17 protein-coding genes and 1 tRNA gene are annotated in these 18,234 nt (G+C 40.5%); 10 read left to right on the top strand and 8 right to left on the bottom strand.

What is annotated here, in order from left to right:
* Positions 1-256 precede the first annotated feature (256 nt).
* The 4 genes from FTT76_RS16320 (at position 257) to FTT76_RS16305 (ending at position 5,046) form a co-directional block, all read left to right on the top strand.
* The gene (locus tag FTT76_RS16320) at positions 257-1,645 is read left to right on the top strand and encodes an amino acid permease (protein WP_078189974.1); all 1,389 of its coding nucleotides are present in this window, start codon (positions 257-259) and stop codon (positions 1,643-1,645) included.
* Positions 1,646-1,718: 73 nt separating this feature from the next.
* Positions 1,719-1,791: transfer RNA gene (locus FTT76_RS16315), tRNA-Arg, on the top strand.
* A 538-nt stretch (positions 1,792-2,329) separates the two neighbouring features.
* The gene (locus FTT76_RS16310) at positions 2,330-3,589 is read left to right on the top strand and encodes an OmpP1/FadL family transporter (protein ID WP_180026496.1); all 1,260 of its coding nucleotides are present in this window, start codon (positions 2,330-2,332) and stop codon (positions 3,587-3,589) included.
* A 305-nt stretch (positions 3,590-3,894) separates the two neighbouring features.
* A complete protein-coding gene (locus FTT76_RS16305) occupies positions 3,895-5,046 on the top strand; it encodes an OmpP1/FadL family transporter (RefSeq protein WP_180064049.1) in 1,152 nt (383 codons plus the stop codon).
* Between the two features lie 72 nt (positions 5,047-5,118).
* On the opposite strand, the gene thrH is transcribed toward FTT76_RS16305, so the two are convergent.
* Positions 5,119-5,736 carry a bifunctional phosphoserine phosphatase/homoserine phosphotransferase ThrH gene (thrH, locus tag FTT76_RS16300; protein ID WP_078189978.1) on the bottom strand — a complete coding sequence of 206 codons (618 nt, stop codon included), beginning with the start codon at positions 5,734-5,736 and terminating at the stop codon, positions 5,119-5,121.
* A 200-nt stretch (positions 5,737-5,936) separates the two neighbouring features.
* Between thrH and FTT76_RS16295 the strand changes: the two genes are divergently transcribed.
* On the top strand, positions 5,937-6,671 hold the full coding sequence (locus tag FTT76_RS16295) for a phosphoadenylyl-sulfate reductase (protein ID WP_180026497.1): 735 nt from the start codon (positions 5,937-5,939) through the stop codon (positions 6,669-6,671).
* A gap of 167 nt (positions 6,672-6,838) precedes the next feature.
* Entirely contained in the window at positions 6,839-8,218 is a 1,380-nt protein-coding gene (locus FTT76_RS16290; protein ID WP_168379035.1) for a wax ester/triacylglycerol synthase family O-acyltransferase, read from the top strand.
* A gap of 311 nt (positions 8,219-8,529) precedes the next feature.
* Here FTT76_RS16290 and FTT76_RS16285 read toward each other — a convergent pair whose 3' ends face one another.
* The 6 genes from FTT76_RS16285 to FTT76_RS16260 all read right to left on the bottom strand — a co-directional run bounded on the left by FTT76_RS16285 (position 8,530) and on the right by FTT76_RS16260 (position 13,295).
* Positions 8,530-8,703: a PA1571 family protein gene (locus FTT76_RS16285; protein ID WP_168379036.1), complete on the bottom strand. Its 174-nt coding sequence runs from the start codon at positions 8,701-8,703 to the stop codon at positions 8,530-8,532.
* A 142-nt stretch (positions 8,704-8,845) separates the two neighbouring features.
* Positions 8,846-10,300, bottom strand: a complete 1,455-nt coding sequence (gene rng / locus FTT76_RS16280; protein WP_111885603.1) for a ribonuclease G — start codon at positions 10,298-10,300, stop codon at positions 8,846-8,848.
* Between the two features lie 42 nt (positions 10,301-10,342).
* Entirely contained in the window at positions 10,343-10,909 is a 567-nt protein-coding gene (locus tag FTT76_RS16275; RefSeq protein WP_180190637.1) for a Maf-like protein, read from the bottom strand.
* A complete protein-coding gene (gene mreD / locus FTT76_RS16270) occupies positions 10,897-11,388 on the bottom strand; it encodes a rod shape-determining protein MreD (protein ID WP_168379038.1) in 492 nt (163 codons plus the stop codon). Before mreD ends, FTT76_RS16275 begins: the two co-directional genes overlap by 13 nt.
* Entirely contained in the window at positions 11,375-12,232 is an 858-nt protein-coding gene (mreC, locus tag FTT76_RS16265) for a rod shape-determining protein MreC (RefSeq protein ID WP_078189984.1), read from the bottom strand. The genes mreD and mreC overlap by 14 nt, the downstream gene beginning before the upstream one ends.
* A 16-nt stretch (positions 12,233-12,248) precedes the next feature.
* Complete coding sequence (locus tag FTT76_RS16260; protein WP_086178633.1) at positions 12,249-13,295, bottom strand: rod shape-determining protein; 1,047 nt, start codon at positions 13,293-13,295, stop codon at positions 12,249-12,251.
* Positions 13,296-13,428: 133 nt separating this feature from the next.
* On the opposite strand from FTT76_RS16260, the gene gatC reads away from it, so the two are divergent.
* From gatC to gatB, 3 genes are read left to right on the top strand one after another with little or no spacing between them, the layout of a single operon-like run.
* Positions 13,429-13,743, top strand: coding sequence for an Asp-tRNA(Asn)/Glu-tRNA(Gln) amidotransferase subunit GatC (gatC, locus tag FTT76_RS16255; RefSeq protein WP_078189985.1), 315 nt, complete (start codon positions 13,429-13,431; stop codon positions 13,741-13,743).
* A gap of 51 nt (positions 13,744-13,794) precedes the next feature.
* Entirely contained in the window at positions 13,795-15,273 is a 1,479-nt protein-coding gene (gene gatA / locus FTT76_RS16250) for an Asp-tRNA(Asn)/Glu-tRNA(Gln) amidotransferase subunit GatA (protein WP_180190636.1), read from the top strand.
* Complete coding sequence (gatB, locus tag FTT76_RS16245; RefSeq protein WP_180190635.1) at positions 15,273-16,748, top strand: Asp-tRNA(Asn)/Glu-tRNA(Gln) amidotransferase subunit GatB; 1,476 nt, start codon at positions 15,273-15,275, stop codon at positions 16,746-16,748. Before gatA ends, gatB begins: the two co-directional genes overlap by 1 nt.
* Before the next feature lie 49 nt (positions 16,749-16,797).
* On the opposite strand, the gene FTT76_RS16240 is transcribed toward gatB, so the two are convergent.
* Entirely contained in the window at positions 16,798-17,769 is a 972-nt protein-coding gene (locus tag FTT76_RS16240; protein WP_180190634.1) for a hypothetical protein, read from the bottom strand.
* A 222-nt stretch (positions 17,770-17,991) separates the two neighbouring features.
* On the opposite strand from FTT76_RS16240, the gene FTT76_RS17530 reads away from it, so the two are divergent.
* Positions 17,992-18,234 (top strand): hypothetical protein (locus FTT76_RS17530; protein WP_218955909.1); only part of this gene is annotated, 243 nt, incomplete at its 3' end.

The following is an 18,234-nucleotide window of genomic DNA, read 5'->3' as shown; positions in this document are numbered from 1 at the left end:
TTTAATTGAAGTTTTAACAATCACATGACTTAAGTATAAAAAAACAACATTCGATACCTTTTCCATATAAAGCCAAGCATCAGAATTTCAATTAAAATAAAATTAATCTATTGATTCATAAATTTTTAATTCAGCATTTAAAACGAAAAATAGGTTATTAAACCTATAAATATTTTTCATAAATTTTGAGCTACTAGGCTATTCATTCTCTATACATTACAATTACCAAAATTAAACCATTCTCGGGAAGAGTAACTTGACTACCAATTCCTCCGAACTCAAGCGTGGCTTAAAGAATCGTCATATTCAATTGATTGCCATGGGTGGTGCAATTGGTACAGGCTTATTCTTGGGCTCAGCGCATGTGATTCAATCTGCTGGACCATCCATTATTCTTGGCTACGCCATTGGCGGTTTGATCGCCTTTCTAATTATGCGTCAGTTGGGTGAAATGATCGTCCATGAACCTGTAGCGGGTTCATTTAGCCATTTTGCATATAAATATTGGGGGAAATTTCCAGGTTTCTTAACAGGTTGGAACTACTGGATTCTCTATATTTTAGTGGCAATGACAGAACTCACCGCTGTTGCGAAATACATCAATTACTGGTGGCCTCATATTCCAGCATGGGCATCTGTACTGTTCTTCTTCGTGATCATTACTTTAGTAAACTTAGGTAATGTGAAGTTTTATGGTGAATCTGAGTTTTGGCTGTCGATTATTAAAGTCACTGCAGTTATTTCGATGATCGTATTTGGTTTGTATTTGCTACTGACTGCAGATGCCAACTCAACAGCATCATTTACCAACTTATGGAGTCAGGGCGGTTTCTTCCCAAATGGTTTTGAAGGCTTATTCTTCATGCTGGCTTTCTTGATGTTCGCCTTCGGTGGTATTGAACTGATTGGTATGGCAGCAGCGGAAGCTGAAAATCCAAAAGAAACTATTCCTAAAGCGATTAACCAAGTTGTTTTCCGTATTTTGATTTTCTACGTGGGTTCTTTGACTATTCTATTGTCACTTGTGCCATGGAATCAGCTTGAACTAGGTGGTTTAGACAAAAGTCCATTTGTGATGATCTTTAGCCAACTGGGTATTGATTGGGCTGCACATTTACTGAACTTCATTATTTTAACTGCAGCACTGTCTGTTTATAACAGCGGTATGTATGCCAATAGCCGTATGCTTTACAGCTTGGCGAAGCAAGGTAATGCTCCAAAAGTTTTCGCTAAAACCAACAAAAGTGGCGTGCCAATTCCAGCGGTATTACTTTCTGCAGTCCTGATTTTCGGTTGCGTACTCTTAAACTACTTCGTACCTGAAGATGCGCTTGGTCACTTAATGTATGTGGTGGTTGGTGCACTTGTCCTTAACTGGGCGATGATTACCATGACTCACTTACAGTTCCGTCGTGCAAAACGTATTTTGAATTTTACAACGTCTTATCCTGCACTTTGGGCACCAGTCAGCAACTACATCGTTCTGATCTTTATTGCTTTAGTTCTCTTTATTATGTGGACTCAGGGCTTTATGGAATCTGTTCTAATGATCCCTGTTTGGATTACAGTCATGTTATTAATGTTTAACTATCTTAATCCTAAAGATTTGAGCGACATTGACCCCAATGAAGTTCATAAAGACTAAGTAATTTAAAAAGTTATTGTTTCGGCAATAACTTTTTTTTTAGCTAAAATAGGAGTACATTAGCCTCCGTCTTGCGCTCTTAGCTTAACTGGATAGAGCAGTTGCCTCCTAAGCGACCGACGTGGGTTCGAGTCCCGCAGAGCGCACAATTTCTGAAATATCCCTCCTCCCTGTATTTGTAATCCCCCATATACCAATAAATATAAAGAAAGAACCTTTCACACTAAAAACCCATCAATTACAGTTTTTAACTTAATTATTGTTTTTACAAAGATTACTGTTCAAAGACTATTTTTAAGAACAGTTAAATAGCGCTTTAAAATGTGCTAACCACCTACCTCTCAATGCAAAAAACGACACATAGTATGGTCCATAAGGCCAAAAAATCAATTTATGACTGCTCATATCAAAATTTTTTTAATTTTTTTCTAGGTTTAGAAAATAATGCGCTAAATGAAAATATTAAATAATAATCAAAATGTTATATATACTAATTAGTACTTTTACTCTAAAAATAGCAACTTTTAGCCATATTTTTCAATCTAGAGCATTTACTCTTATTTTAATTGTGCTATTTTTGTCACATGGAGTAACAATTAAGCCTAAGAGTATTAAGAAGTTTTCCATAACGAATATATGCAGTAACCATAAAAATCAAATTCGTATCTCAAGGAATGACGAAGAATGAAATTAAAAACTTTAGCTACAGCCATGATTCTTGCTTCAGTTCCAATGACAGGTGCTTTTGCAGCAGCACTAGATCGTTCAGGACAATCTATTTCTGCATTTTTACAACCAGGGAACTATTTTGAAGCAGGTATTTCGGTTTTAGATCCGAATGTTTCAGGGAAGATGAACAGCACTGCACCTGCTAGCAACCCAACATTAGGAGCTCTTGCTAATACATCACTAGATGACATGGCGGGTGATTACTATTTTCCACAAGCAGCATTAAAATTACAGCTAACTGATAATTTTTCTTTTGGTTTACTATATGATCAACCTTTTGGTGCAGAAGCTAAATATAGTGCAACAGATCAAACACTACCAGTTGCAGGTAACCCTGGCGCATTCCAATTAATGGGCGAAACAACTGAAGTCGACGTTCACACCCAAAATATTTCGATGATATTTGGTTTTCAACCGACTGAAAATTTCAACATTTATGGCGGTGGTGTATATCAAACAGTAAAAGGCGATGTTCAACTACGTGGTATTGCATATGGAGCAAACCAAGCTCTCGGTTTATATAATGCAAATATGAAAGAAGATAGCGCCGTTGGTTGGTTAGCAGGATTAGCTTACCAAATCCCAGAAATTGCTTTAAAAGCATCTATTACTTACCGTTCTGAAATTGATCACGAAGCTGCAACCACAGAAACTGGAAACAGTGCTCTACTTGGCGGTGCTTTTTCAACACGTGCTGACACCAAGATCACTACACCTCAGTCTGTTAACCTAGATTTTCAAACTGGTATCATGGCCGACACTGTCGCATTTGCGAATGTCCGTTGGGTAGATTGGTCAAATTTCGCAATTCGTCCAACTGCTTTTGGTGCAGCATCTGAAACACTAGGTGCCATTGGTCGTGGCCCAGTGGGTGGGTTTGATCTTGTTGCTTATACTGATGATCAAATCAATGCTACAGTCGGTGTAGGTCGTAAATTTAGTGAACAATGGGCTGGTAACGTCTCTGTAGGCTGGGATTCAGGCGCAGGTAACCCTGTATCAACACTTGGTCCTACTGAAGGCTACTGGAACGTAGGCTTAGGTTTACAATTCAGCCCAGCGCCTAACTACTTTATCGCAGGTGGTGTTAAATACTTCATGTTAGGTGATGCTGAAGCACAACCTGCATCAATGTTTGGTACAAATGAATCAGTAGCATCATTTGAAGATAACGATGCTTGGGCATACGGTTTAAAAATCGGTTACCGCTTCTAATTTAAATATGATTCGGGCCATAGTTCGCTATGGCCCTAACTTTTTATTCTTTCCCTATCTTGTTTGATCAAACAATAAACATTTAAATTTACTAAAACATTTATCAAAAACTAAGCTTTTTACTCTAATTTTTCATTTAAAAATCATAAAGATAATTATCAATCACTAGAATAAATACTCTAGTCATGCTCATTTTTTAACTTCCCTAGTTCAATTTTAGAGTAGCAACTCTTATTTACTGTTTTTCTATTTATGTTACTTTCCACACATTGAAATAACATCAAAAGTTACAAACAGGGAAAAGTATGCGCTTAAATCACCTTAGCTACGCAATTTTACTTACCGCTTTACCAACAGCATCATTATTTGCAGCGGGTCTAGATCGTTCAGGTCAGTCTATTTCAGCATTCTTACAACCTGGTAACTATGCAGAAGCAGGTATCACTGTTCTAGATGCAGAAGTAAAGTCAAATGAACTTAATGTCGATGACATGGCGAAGTCATATTACTTCCCTTCCGCTGCTGTCAAAGTACAAGCGACTGACAAAATTTCACTAGGTTTAATTTACGACCAACCATACGGTGCAGAAGCTGAATATGATGCTGCATCGCAAGTATTTGGTAATGGTGCTCAAGGTACATCTGTAGATGTTAAAACTGAAAGCTTAACTGCCCTAATTGGTTACCAACCAAACGAAAATTGGAACTTTTATGCAGGTCCAGTTTGGCAAACTGTAGAAGCCAATATCAAACTACGTGGTGCTGCTTATGGTGGTAATGCCAAACTTGGTACTTATAACATCGAAATGGAACGTGAAGAAGCTTATGGCTGGTTAGCAGGTGTTGCTTATTCGATTCCTGAAATTGCATTAAAAGCGGCTATTACCTACCGCTCTGAAATTGAACATAATACAAAATCCAATGAAACTACGCTTCTACCGTATCCATCTTTAAGTGCGCTGACATCATCTGTTGATGCAACAACACCTCAATCAGTTAACTTAGATTTCCAAACAGGTATTGCTAAAGATACGCTAGCATTTGCCAATGTTCGTTGGGTACATTGGAGCCAGTTTGCGGTTAAACCAACTTTACTTGGTAACGTAAGTTCAATTCCAGCACCTCATGTCCGTCAAAATCTTATTGATTACTCAGACGACCAATGGTCAGCTAATGTTGGTGTAGGCCATAAATTTAACAGCAAATGGTCTGGTTCTGCATCTGTAGGTTACGATTCGGGTGCTGGCAACCCTGTTACGACTTTAGGCCCTGTTGAAGGGTATTGGAATGTTGGTCTAGGTGGTCAATATAGTCCTGCTGAAAACTATTTCATCCAAGCAGGTGTTAAATACTTCTGGTTAGGTGATGCTACTGCTCAAACTGGTGGTAATCCAGTAGGTGAATTTGAAGATAACCATGCGCTTGGCTATGGTTTGAAAATAGGCTATCGCTTCTAAGTTGTTAGAACAGCTTTGCATTAAACAAGAAAGGGCGCATAAGCGCCCTTTTCTATAACCAGCTATACAGAATTAAGCTGGAATATCACGAACTGAAGCATTACGAATCGCTTCTTTTAATGCAGCATAGCCATGAATTGGTGGGAATTGTGGAAATTCTGCAATCACATTGTCAGGCGCATCAAATAAGAAACCCGCATCTGCTTCACCAAGCATCGTCGTATCGTTATAAGAATCACCTGCTGCAATCACCCGGAAGTTTAACCCATGCAATGCTTGAACGGCTTTACGCTTTTGATCAGGTTGACGAAGCTTATAAGCTGAGATCATACCATTTTCATCAGTTTCTAATTTGTGGCAGAAAATCGTTGGCCAACCAAGTTGCTGCATTAATGGATGTGCAAACTCATAGAAAGTATCTGAAAGAATAATCAATTGAAAATGAGTACGCACCCACTCTACAAACTCTTTTGCACCTTCAAATGGCCCCATATCTGCGATTACGTCTTGAATATCGTTTAAACCCAAACCGTGTTGTTTTAGGATATTTAAACGCTGAGTCATCAACACATCGTAATCTGGAATGTCACGAGTCGTTGCTTCAAGTTCTTTAATGCCTGTTTTTTTCGCAAAATTAATCCAAATTTCAGGTACTAAAACCCCTTCTAGATCTAAACAAACGACTTCCATGCACTCTACCCTCTGTTATGTGAAAAAAATTTTTCATTATCATAGCGGAAGAATAAAAAAATGCATTGTTCTTTTTTAAATCTGTTTTTTTCATAAGTATCTATTTTTTAGTGATAAGTGTGTTTTAGCATTTCCATTAAAATAGTTCTGAAATAAATTAATATAGGTTTTAACGTTCCAAGCCTATAGCCAGGACATTCATGACTACCATCCCTACTATTGACCTTGTCGATGCACTTGCATCTGAATATGCAGATAAATCACCTTCTGAGATTATGAAACTTGCGCTTAGCCAGCAAGGTGAAGTTGCGATTTCCTTTTCTGGTGCAGAAGATGTTGTACTGATTGATCTTGCATCGAACTTAGGGATTCCTTTTCGTGTATTTAGTTTAGATACCGGTCGCTTACACCCTGAAACTTACCAATTTTTAGATACTGTCCGTAAACATTATAAAATTGATATCGAAATCTGTTTCCCAAAAAGTGATGCGGTACAAAAACTGGTGACAGAAAAGGGCTTTTTTAGCTTCTATCAAGATGAACATAAAGAATGCTGTGGTATCCGAAAAGTACAACCTTTGCGTAAAAAACTAGCCACTTTAGATGGCTGGATCACAGGTCAACGTAAGGACCAAAGCCCTGGCACACGTAATGAAATTCCTGTGGTACAAGCAGACCCCGGTTTTTCAGGTCCGGGCAAGCAATTGATTAAATATAATCCTTTGGCAAACTGGTCTAGCGCTGATGTATGGAACTATATCCGTCTAATGGAAATTCCATATAATCCACTACACGAACGAGGCTTTATCTCGATTGGCTGTGAGCCATGCACTCGTCCTGTTTTACCGAATCAACACGAACGTGAAGGTCGCTGGTGGTGGGAAGATGCAACCCATAAAGAATGCGGCTTACACGCAGGCAACATGAAAAAATAAAGATCACAAAACCACTGCATAGCAGTGGTTTTTTTCAACGCATCGATACACATAATTCCGTATCATTTCAACGTAAAAACGCTATACTGCAAATGACAATTTAATAATTCTAACAATGCTACTCATACATGAGCAGCTGTAGAAATTGCAGTGAGGCAATCAACGCTATGCGTCCATTACATCCTATTGATTTCATATTCTTAAATTTAGAGAAACGGCAACAACCGATGCACGTAGGTGGTCTATTTTTATTTCAGATCCCTGACAATGCACCAGATACTTTTATTCAAGATTTAGTCGCAGATATTCGTAATTCAAAATCCATTCCTATTCCTCCTTTTAACAATAAACTCAACGGCTTCTTTTGGGATGAAGACGAAGAGTTTGATTTAGATCATCACTTCCGCCATATCGCACTGCCGCATCCCGGTCGTATTCGTGAACTTTTGACTTATATTTCTCAAGAACACAGTGCGCTGATTGACCGTGCGAAACCGCTTTGGACTTGCCATATTATTGAAGGCATTGAAGGCAATCGTTTTGCGATGTACTTCAAAATCCACCACGCGATGGTCGATGGCATTGCAGGTATGCGTTTAGTTGAAAAATCACTTTCGCATGACCCAGATGCTAAAAGAATTGTGCCACCATGGTGTGTAGAAGGCCCTCGTGCAAAACGCCTGAAACAGCCTAAATCCAGTCGTATGAAAGGTCTGTTATCGACCATTAAGGGACAACTTGACTCAACTCCACGAGTTTTGTACGAACTGTCACAAACAGTAATGAAAGATATGGGGCGTAACCCAGATTATGTGTCTAGTTTCCAAGCGCCGAGTTCAATATTAAACCAACGGGTTAGTTCTTCTCGTCGTTTCGCTGCTCAGTCTTTTGAATTTTCACGTTTGTCACATATTGCCAAGTCACTCGGCGTAACAATTAATGATATTGTGCTTGCAATTTGTTCAGGCGCATTACGTGAATATTTAATTACACAAAATGCTTTACCTAAAAAGCCATTGATTGCCATGGTGCCTGCATCAGTTCGTACCGATGATTCAGATATGTCAAACCGTATTACCATGATTTTGGCCAATCTTGGAACCCATAAAGAAGATCCGCTAGAACGGTTGAAGATTGTGCGTCGTAGTGTGCTCAATGCCAAAGAGCGCTTTAAGCGGATGAACTCGAATCAAATTTTAAACTACAGTGCTTTTGTCTACAGTGCAGCAGGTTTAAATATTGCATCAGGCTTCATGCCAAAACGTCAGGCCTTTAACTTGGTCATTTCGAATGTTCCCGGCCCACAAGAGCCGTTATATTGGAATGGTGCACGTTTAGAAGCGCTCTACCCAGCGTCTATTGTTTTGGATGGTCAAGCGCTTAATATCACCATGACCAGCTATTTAGATAAGCTTGAAGTTGGTTTAACCGCATGTCGTAATGCGCTGCCAAAAATGCAAAATTTACTGACGCATTTGGAAGAAGAAATTCAACGATTTGAAACTATTGTGAACCAAGATTCCCCAAAGTTACAGGCGGTTAGCTAACCGCCTGTTTCTAGATTTGGTATCAATTCATCAGCATCTTGAACCATACATAATGATAAAAACCCGTCTAAATTGAACAATCTAGACGGGTTTTTAGTATTTGAACTTTGATTGATTTTTTGGAGCAATTTATGTGTATAAGCTAAAATTTAGGTGAACAAATCCGTTGCTATTGTTTAATTATGACTTGTAGATACGAACTGATAATTAAGTTTATTTTCCATTATTTATAAAATTTTAGCGCATTAAATATTTTAGAATTGCGCGTTAGCACTTTAACCCTCTGGATTACATTATTTATATTTCAATATTTAAGCTTTAATTGCTCGGCACTGTTTAAGTAACTGATGACAAGCAGAACGAATCATAGACGCTGTAATTTGAACTTCATTACCACGTTCATCCACGATATAACCTGAATGGATCGCTTTTGCTTCAACAACAGTTTTAAGACCACTTTTCATTACTGTTTTACTAACACCCATAATACACCTCTTTTTGCTAAGCCATTTTCAAGTTCATTACGGGAAAATGGCTTTGGCTATTTGATGTGTCTAGTATTCAAAATAACAGTTCAAAAGTAAAATCTCAGTTGTAACAAGTGTTTAACGATATTCTGTTACAATTTCAACTCAGAATGATATCGTATTGCTCTTGCGTATATAAATTTTCCACTTGGAACTTGATCACACGGCTAATAAAGTGCTCTAAATCAGCTACCGCAGGTGCTTCAGCAGTTAACAATCGATCAATCACCGACGGATGTGCCACCACAGTGAAACCACTTTGTGATTCATAAGCACGTGCATATCTCAAGATTTCACGGAAAATTTCATAGCAAACTGTTTCAGCCGTTTTCACATAACCACGCCCCTGACAGGTCGGGCAAGAATCACAAAGCAGATGCTCCAGAGATTCACGGGTGCGTTTACGGGTCATTTCCACCAAACCCAGCTCAGACACTTGAGTGATCTTGGTTTTAGCATGATCGCGCTCGAGCATTTTCTCAAACTGGCTCATCACTTCTTCTCGATGATGTGCTTCTTGCATATCAATGAAGTCAATAATGATAATCCCGCCCAAGTTACGTAGTCGGAGCTGACGTGCAATGACCTGTGTGGCTTCCATATTGGTTTTAAACACAGTGTCTTCAAGCGAACGACCACCGACGTAGGAGCCAGTATTGACATCAATCGTGGTCATCGCTTCAGTTTGATCGATCATCAGATAACCGCCAGACTTAAGTGCTACACGTGTCTGTAAGGCTTTCTGAATATCTTCTTCGACATTGTACAAGTCAAAAATTGGACGCTCACCTGGATAATGCAGTAAGCGATTTTGCATACTCGGTACAAATTCTTGGACAAACTCTTGCAATTTGCCATGTACTTCGCGTGAGTCGACCTGAATTTTAGACGTTTCTTCGTTGGCTAAATCACGGATGACGCGTTGCGGTAAAGGCAGCTCTTCAAAAATCAAAGATGGCACAACAATACTGCGTTGTTTACGTTGTATGTATTCCCACAGTTTTGCTAAATAAGCCATGTCCTGCGCAATTTCACATTCAGGAATACCTTCAGCAGCAGTACGAACGATGACTGAACCCGGTAAATTGTGTTCCTTTTGAATGCGTTCAATCATGCTACGCAAGCGATCACGTTCTTCTTCAGACTCAATGCGCTGTGAAACACCGGTATGACTGCCATATGGCATTAAAACGAGGTAACGGGAAGGAATAGAAAGATCAGTAGAAAGTCGTGCACCTTTGGTACCCAACATATCTTTCATGACTTGTACGGTGAGTACTTGTCCCGGTTGTAACAGCTCAAAAACGTTCGGGGTCGGTTGATTGCGCTGCCAGACCATATCATTGATATGTAAAAAAGCCGTTCTCGACAACCCAATATCAATAAAAGCAGCCTGCATACCCGGAAGCACACGAACAACTTTCCCTTTATAAATATTGCCCACTAACCCACGCTTCACGGTGCGTTCAACAAATAATTCATTGACCGTACCGTTTTGAATCAACGCCACCCGACATTCCATCGGTGTGACGTTAATCAACAACTCGTCAGACATATCAAAACTCAAAACATTATAAAAATTCTTGTGTTGCAGCAGTTAATTTAATGCCTTAACTGTCTGTAATAACTGTACGGTTTCATGCAAAGGCAGCCCAACGACATTGCTATAGCTCCCTTCAATACAAGGAATATAGCGCGCAGCAATTCCTTGAATGGCGTAGGCTCCCGCCTTGCCGATTGGTTCACCTGTTGCCCAATAGCTTTCCATGTCAGCTAGACTCAGCGTTTGAAATTCAACCTGTGTACGCACTACTATACTGTATATTTGATCTTTTGTACTGACACAAACACCTGAAAACACATCATGTTTTCGTCCAGAGATCATTTCCCACATAGAAAAAGCATGTGCTTTCGACGCTGGTTTTCCTAAAATGTGCTCATCAACGCCTAAACTGGTATCGGCGGCAATAACGATAGCATCAGGGAATTGTTGTTGTACTGCGCAAGCTTTGGTACGTGCTAAACGCTCTACATAATCCGCTACAGGTTCTCCTTCCAACACGGACTCATCAATATCTGGACTGAAAATGTCAAATTCCAGACCCAATTGTTGCAAAAGTTCGCGTCGTCGAGGAGAACTCGAAGCTAAAATTATATGCGCCATTTTCTCAGGAAGTAATACATGATTGGCCAAATGAGTAAGCTAGTAACAATTGGCTGCCAATGGCGAGCAAATGAAAACTGTGCCCCACCCATCACTTGAACAATCCACACAAACAGTAAATGCGCGAAAATTGCCATTGCAGCAATAATCCATAAATTACCAAATGTGAGGATACGACGTTCACGGGTCAAAAAGCGTGTCACAAATGCAATGACCACAAAACTCAGTGCGTTCATGCCAAATGGCGCATCAGTCAATAAGTCCGTAAAGAGACCTGTGGCAAATGCAAACCAAACACCGCACCATGTCGGCTGACAGAGGACCCAAAATAGCATGATCATCATCATGAATAATGGGCGCCAACCCGATAGGTCATAAGAAAGCGGATACACCATCAGCACGGATGCCAAAATGATGGAAAAGATAATCGGAAATAATGGGTCGCGCTCTGTATGACGACTAAGCTTAGCGAGTGACATGCGGTTGCTCCATCGCTAAAGAATCGGAAAATAGCACAACCACATGATGACCACCTGCCAATTGGGCAGCAGGATTGATATCAATTTGGGCAAATTCACCACTATTGTGACGACTGACTTTCGAGACTGTCCCCACCAAATATCCTGCTGGGAAATGTGCCCCTAGCCCTGAGCTATAGACTTTTTCACCGACTTTGATATTCGCACTGGTTGGCACGTATTCCATCTTAAGTCGACCTAAGTCACCTGTACCCGTAACGATTGCGCGCATACCTGTATGCTCCATACGCACGGATAAAGAGTGCTCTTTGTCTGAGAGCAACATGACACGGCTACTATGCGGGTAAACATTGATAATTTGCCCCATAATGCCCTTGTCATCGAGTACAGTTTGTCCCACTTTAAGCTGACTGCTGGCTCCACGGTTAATCACAATAATATGACGTAAGGGATCAGCATCAGTACCAATGACTTCGGCAATCTCCATACGACCATCAATGATGAGTGGTGTATCGAGTAGTCCACGTAGTCGAGTATTTTCAGCAGAAAGTTCAGAAAGTTTCTGTAAACGGACTTGAGCCTGAATTAACTCTGCTTGCATCGCGGTATTTTCACGACGTAATTGAGCTTCAGACTTGGTTTGTTGATTCAGCCATTCTCGCGATAACACTGGATAGCTTGCAAGGGCATAAATTGGATTATATGCCGCATACAAGACGTCTCTGGCCGGTTGAATTACATGTGGCATGCGCCAATCAAAGAAAAGCACCACCAAGCATGTAATCACCGCAATGATAAATGAGCGAAAAGATGGCGGTTGTCTTGAAAACAGTTGCGTTTGCACCCGCCGAGTCCTTTTCTTAGCCTACAAATAACATGTCATGATTTGGGTTATCGAAGAATTCGAGAACCTTACCACCACCACGTGTAACACATGATAGTGGATCTTCTGCAACCACGACAGGAAGACCTGTTTCTTTTGCAAGAAGCTTATCAAGATTGCGAAGTAATGCACCGCCACCAGTCAACACAATACCGCGTTCTGCGATGTCTGAAGACAACTCAGGTGGCGTTTGCTCTAGTGCAGATTTAACCGCAGCCACAATGTTTTGCAGTGGATCAGAAATCGCTTGAGTCACTTCATCAGAAGTTACGGTAATCGCACGAGGTACACCTTCAGCCAAGTTCCGACCACGGACTTCGATTTCCAAAGGTTTTGCACCTTCTTCTGGAAGCGCCATACCAACTTCTTTTTTGATGTTTTCTGCAGTGGTTTCACCAATCACACAACCATGTGCTTTACGCACGTAATTAATGATTTGTTCATCAAATACATCACCACCGATACGTAGTGAGTCTGCATAGACACAACCTTGAAGTGAAATGATCGCGATTTCAGTTGTACCACCACCAACATCGACAACCATCGAACCACAAGCTTGCTCAACAGGCATACCTGCACCAATTGCAGCAGCCATTGGCTCTTCAATTAAGCGAACTTCACGTGCACCTGCATTGTATACAGCTTCACGGATTGCACGGCGTTCCACCAACGTCGATTTACATGGCACACACACCACGACACGCGGTGCAGGTGGGAACAAACGTTTTTCGTGCACTTTGCCAATGAATTGATTCAACATCGTTTCAGTGACTTCAAAATCTGCAATCACACCATCTTTCATTGGGCGAATCGCAGAAATATTTGCAGGTGTACGACCTAGCATTTGCTTCGCGTCAAGACCTACTGCGGCAACGATTTTTTGTGAACCACTGTGGCGAATTGCCACCACCGTCGGTTCATTTAATATAATGCCTCGTCCTGGCGCATAAATAAGTGTATTTGCAGTGCCTAAATCAATGGCAAGATCCGGCGAAAACAAGCCAATTAGTCGTTTTAGAATCACGGGGACGTTCTCAGTTAAACTTTTATATGGACGCAAGGTGGCAACTTTAACTAAATGTGATGATTTGAACAAGTCAATCGCTTATTATAAGCCACGATATTTTGAATTTTTTTAATACTGATTAGGTAATGTTATGTCTACATCGGATGCACAGCATTCTGCAGATCTAAATGCACAAACAGTTTCAGCGATTGCCCATCTGGCTCGATTGTCGCTAGATGAAGCGCAATCTGCCGACTATGCTCAAAGTTTAAATAAAATTTTAGGCATGATGGAAACCCTGAAAGGCATCGATACTGACGGTGTTGAACCACTAAAAAGTCCATTCGACAATCCACAGCCCTTACGTGAAGACGTGGTATCTGAGACCAATCATCGCGAAGCATATCAAGCAGTTGCTCCTGCCGTACAGGATGGCTTGTACCTTGTTCCGCGTGTGATTGAATAATTTTTATTCAGATCAACATTTTTTCAAATTAAACGTAAAGAAATATTTCTCATGACAGATTTACATCGCTTATCAATTCGTGAATTGTCTGAAGGTTTGGCTGGCGCTAAATTTTCTTCACGCGAATTGACTGAACACTATTTAAAACGCATTGAAAAAATCGATGCTCAAGTCAAGTCATACGTGACCGTGACAGCTGAACAAGCACTTGCGCAAGCAGATGCGGCTGATGCTGCAATTAAAGCAGGCAATGCAACTGCGTTGACCGGTGTACCAATTGCGCATAAAGATATTTTCTGTACCCAAGGCATTAAAACCACTGCTGGTTCTAAAATGCTGGACAATTTTATCTCTCCTTACGACGCGACCGTTGTAGCGAAAGGTAAAGCTGCGGGCCTTGTCACTTTAGGTAAAGTGAACATGGATGAATTCGCCATGGGTTCAACAAGTGAAAACTCATTCTACGGCGCGACTGCGAACCCTTGGAACTTAAACCATGTTCCCGGTGGTTCTTCAGGCGGTTCTGCGGCTGCAGTAGCGGCTGATCTTGCGCCTTTCGCAACAGGTACAGATACAGGCGGTTCAATCCGTCAGCCTGCGTCTTTCTGTGGTTTGACTGGTCTTAAACCGACTTACGGTCGTGTTTCTCGTTTCGGTATGATCGCGTATGCATCATCTTTAGACCAAGGCGGCCCAATGGCACGTTCGGCTGAAGACTGTGCTTACCTCATGAACGTGATGGCAGGTCATGACGCGAAAGATTCAACTTCGGTTGAAAAAGACGTCGATAACTATGTAGCGAACCTCAACAGCACTTCAATAAAAGGCTTACGCATTGGTATTCCTAAACAGTACTTTAACGTTGCTGGTTTAGATGCAGACGTAAAAGCACGCGTTGAAGAGTCACTGAAAAAGCTTGAAGAAATGGGCGCAATCTTGGTTGAGATTGATTTGACCATGACTGATGCCTATGTTCCAACGTATTACCTGATTGCTCCTGCTGAAGCATCTTCAAACTTACAGCGTTTTGATGGTGTACGTTATGGTTACCGCTGTGAAAATCCTGTGGACTTAATGGACTTGTACAAACGTTCACGTTCTGAAGGTTTTGGTAAAGAAGTTCAGCAACGTATCCTGATTGGTACATACGCGCTTTCTGCGGGTTACTACGATGCTTATTATGTGAAAGCACAAAAAGTACGTCGTTTAATTCAACAAGACTTCTTAAAAGCATTTGAATCTGTAGACGTGATTGCTGCCCCTGCTGCACCGACAACTGCATATAAGATTGGTGCAAACCTGTCTCCTGTAGAAATGTACTTAGGTGACATCTACACCATCGCAGTGAACTTGGCAGGTCTGCCTGCGATTAACGCGCCTGTTGGTTTTGACAAAGACAATTTGCCTGTTGGCTTACAGCTGATTGGTAATTACTGGTCAGAGTCTCAATTGTTGTCTGTGGTGCATCAGTACCAACAAGCAACGGATTGGCATACACAACGCGCTGCAATTGCTGAGGAGAATGCATAATGGCTAAAAACGCTGCTAAACCAAAATCTAACCTGATTGATGGTTGGGAAGTGGTGATTGGTATTGAGATTCACACTCAGCTTGCGACCAATACTAAAATTTTCTCAGGCTCATCTACCACATTTGGTCAAGACCCAAATACACAAGCGAGCCTAGTTGACCTTGCAATGCCGGGCGTATTGCCTGTACTCAACAAAGAAGTGGTTGATCTTGCAATTCGCTTTGGTTTGGGTATCGATGCTTACATCGACCAAGCTTCTGTATTTGCACGTAAAAACTATTTCTACCCTGACTCTCCAAAAGGCTACCAAATCAGCCAAATGGACAACCCGATTGTGGGCTTGGGTCATATCGACATTCAACTTGAAGATGGTACGGTTAAGCGCATTGGCGTAACACGTGCGCACCTTGAAGAAGATGCAGGTAAATCGATCCATGACCAATTTGAAGGTCAATCTGGTATCGATTTAAACCGTGCTGGTACACCGCTGCTTGAAATCGTATCTGAACCCGATATGCGTTCGGTTGAAGAGGCGGTTGCCTACATTAAAGCGATTCACACGCTTGTTCGTTGGTTAGGCATTTCTGACGGTAACATGGCAGAAGGTTCGTTCCGTGCAGACTGTAACGTGTCTTTACGTCGTCCGGGTCAACCGTTTGGTACGCGTTGTGAGTTGAAAAACTTGAACTCTTTCCGTTTCATTGAACAAGCGATCAATGTTGAAATTGAACGTCAAATGGAAATCCTAGAATGGGATGGCACCATTGACCAAGAAACACGTTTATTCGACCCTGTGAAGATGGAAACGCGTTCAATGCGTTCGAAAGAAGAAGCGAACGATTACCGCTACTTCCCTGACCCTGACTTGTTGCCTGTTGTGATTGCAGATGCACAAATTGAAGCAGCTCGTGCTGCCCTTCCTGAGCTGCCTGCTGCACGTCGTGAGCGTTTTGTAGCTGACTTTGGTGTGACTGAGTACGATGCTCATGTGCTTACACTAACTCGTGAAATGTCTGAGTTTTATGAAGACGTGGTAAAAGCTGCTGGCGGTGCTGCGCAAGGTAAAGTGGCTGCTAACTGGGTCATGGGCGAATTCTCAGGGGCTTTAAACAAAGCGAGCCTAGAACTTGCTGACTCTCCTGTAACAGCAGAAAAACTTGGTGGCATGATTGCACGTATTGTGGACAACACGATTAACGGTAAGATTGCAAAGCAAGTGTTCGGCTTTATGTGGGAAGAAGGCAAAACTGCGGACGAGATTATTGCTGAAAAAGGCTTGAAACAGGAAACTGATACAGGCGCGATTGAAGCGATTATTAAAGACGTACTTGCTGCTAACGAGAAGATGGTTGAAGAGTATAAATCTGGTAAAGAGAAAGCTTTTAACGGTCTTGTTGGTCAAGTGATGAAAGCAGCGAAAGGTAAAGCCAACCCTGCTCAAGTGAATGAATTGATGAAGAAATTGATTGGTTGATCTGATTAATTTTGGAATAAAAAACCCGCTTTAGAGCGGGTTTTCTTTATTACCACGATGTAAATTGAGTAATATCAGGCATTCTTTGTAAGGTTACATTAGCACCTAGCTCGCCATCCCAAAATTGTTGCCGCTGCTGATCTGTTTGACCATCACCATTCCATTCGACAATTGTTTTATTTTTTGAATTTGCATGAACTTTTAAAATTTTATTCAAATGAGTATCACAACCTGAATAACCAAATAAAATAATTTCATCTACCTCACTCAAGGAGAAAATTAAATAACTCCAATAAGTTGATAAAATTTCTGATGCAGTAATCACACTTGGTTTATGTGGGATATGTGTTAAAACAATATGTTTACTTCCAAAAATATTTCCAGATGAAATCTGAGAAGTCGATAGCTTATAAGTTACACCGTTTACATCTCGAAATAATGGGCACCCATGAAGATGCATATAGTATCCAAAGCTTCGCCCATAACGACGAACTAAATTAGAACTATCAAAGCCACTATTTGTAAATCCATCAACTAATTGACCTGAAAATCCACTACAAATACCCGCATCAATAAATGCTTCATAAAGCAATTTATCATAATTTAACGTTGCAACATGCGATTTTGTAGTACGTACAAAATCAATTAAGGCTGTTTTGAATGTAATTGGTAGTGTATTTGTAGAATCAAATAGATGAGAGGCTACAGTATGAATATATTCCTGAGTTGCCTCTGTAAATTCCTGCCCATAATTTGATAACCAATGTTCACCATTTACAGTGTTAGGATAATCATTCAGATAATCACAAGATGTTGAAACTAGATATAATTTATCTAACTCCTCCTCAGATACTGGGCACTGACCCGAAGGTATACAATTTTGGATAAGATCACGATGTACTGTGTCATTCCATAGAGCATCATCACTCCATACAGTATTCAATGCATTTGTTAAAGAATAATGGTTGTGATCAATAGCCATTCCTAAGCCATTACCAAAAATTAAAAGCTTTCTATCCATGAAAATTTATCTTTGAAAAATAATAAAGAGTATTAAACATCAAAAAATTATATAGTTACAAAAATATTTCACACCATAGCTAGATGCACATACTTTCAGAACACTATTTTTCAAAAAATGGCTTATTTATCAAACCATCCTAAACAATATGATTAACAAAAAGTAATTTCTATCGCTAAACTCGAAGACTTAGGATGCATTCAGCTTTCAATGTCCTTCTTTATGCGTGACTTCTACCCTCATCCCTCGCCTTCTCCCAATGGGAGAAGGAGCTCTCATTACAAATTATTTGCCGTTATAAATTTAGTATTGGAAGTTCCCTCTCCTTTAAGGAGAGGGTTAGGGAGAGGTAAATATTTAATTTTCAAAATTTTAAACATACAATCAATCCAAACACTTCACACCAAAAACAAAATGACCATCAAAAAAGTATCCTCTATCACCAAACTTGAAGACTTAGGACGT

It is taken from the genome of Acinetobacter sp. YH01009 (genome assembly GCF_013420765.1).
Classification (GTDB): Bacteria; Pseudomonadota; Gammaproteobacteria; order Pseudomonadales; family Moraxellaceae; genus Acinetobacter; species Acinetobacter amyesii.
Note: the sequence above shows the minus strand (reverse complement) of the source record. Positions and strands in the feature narration are given on the sequence as shown.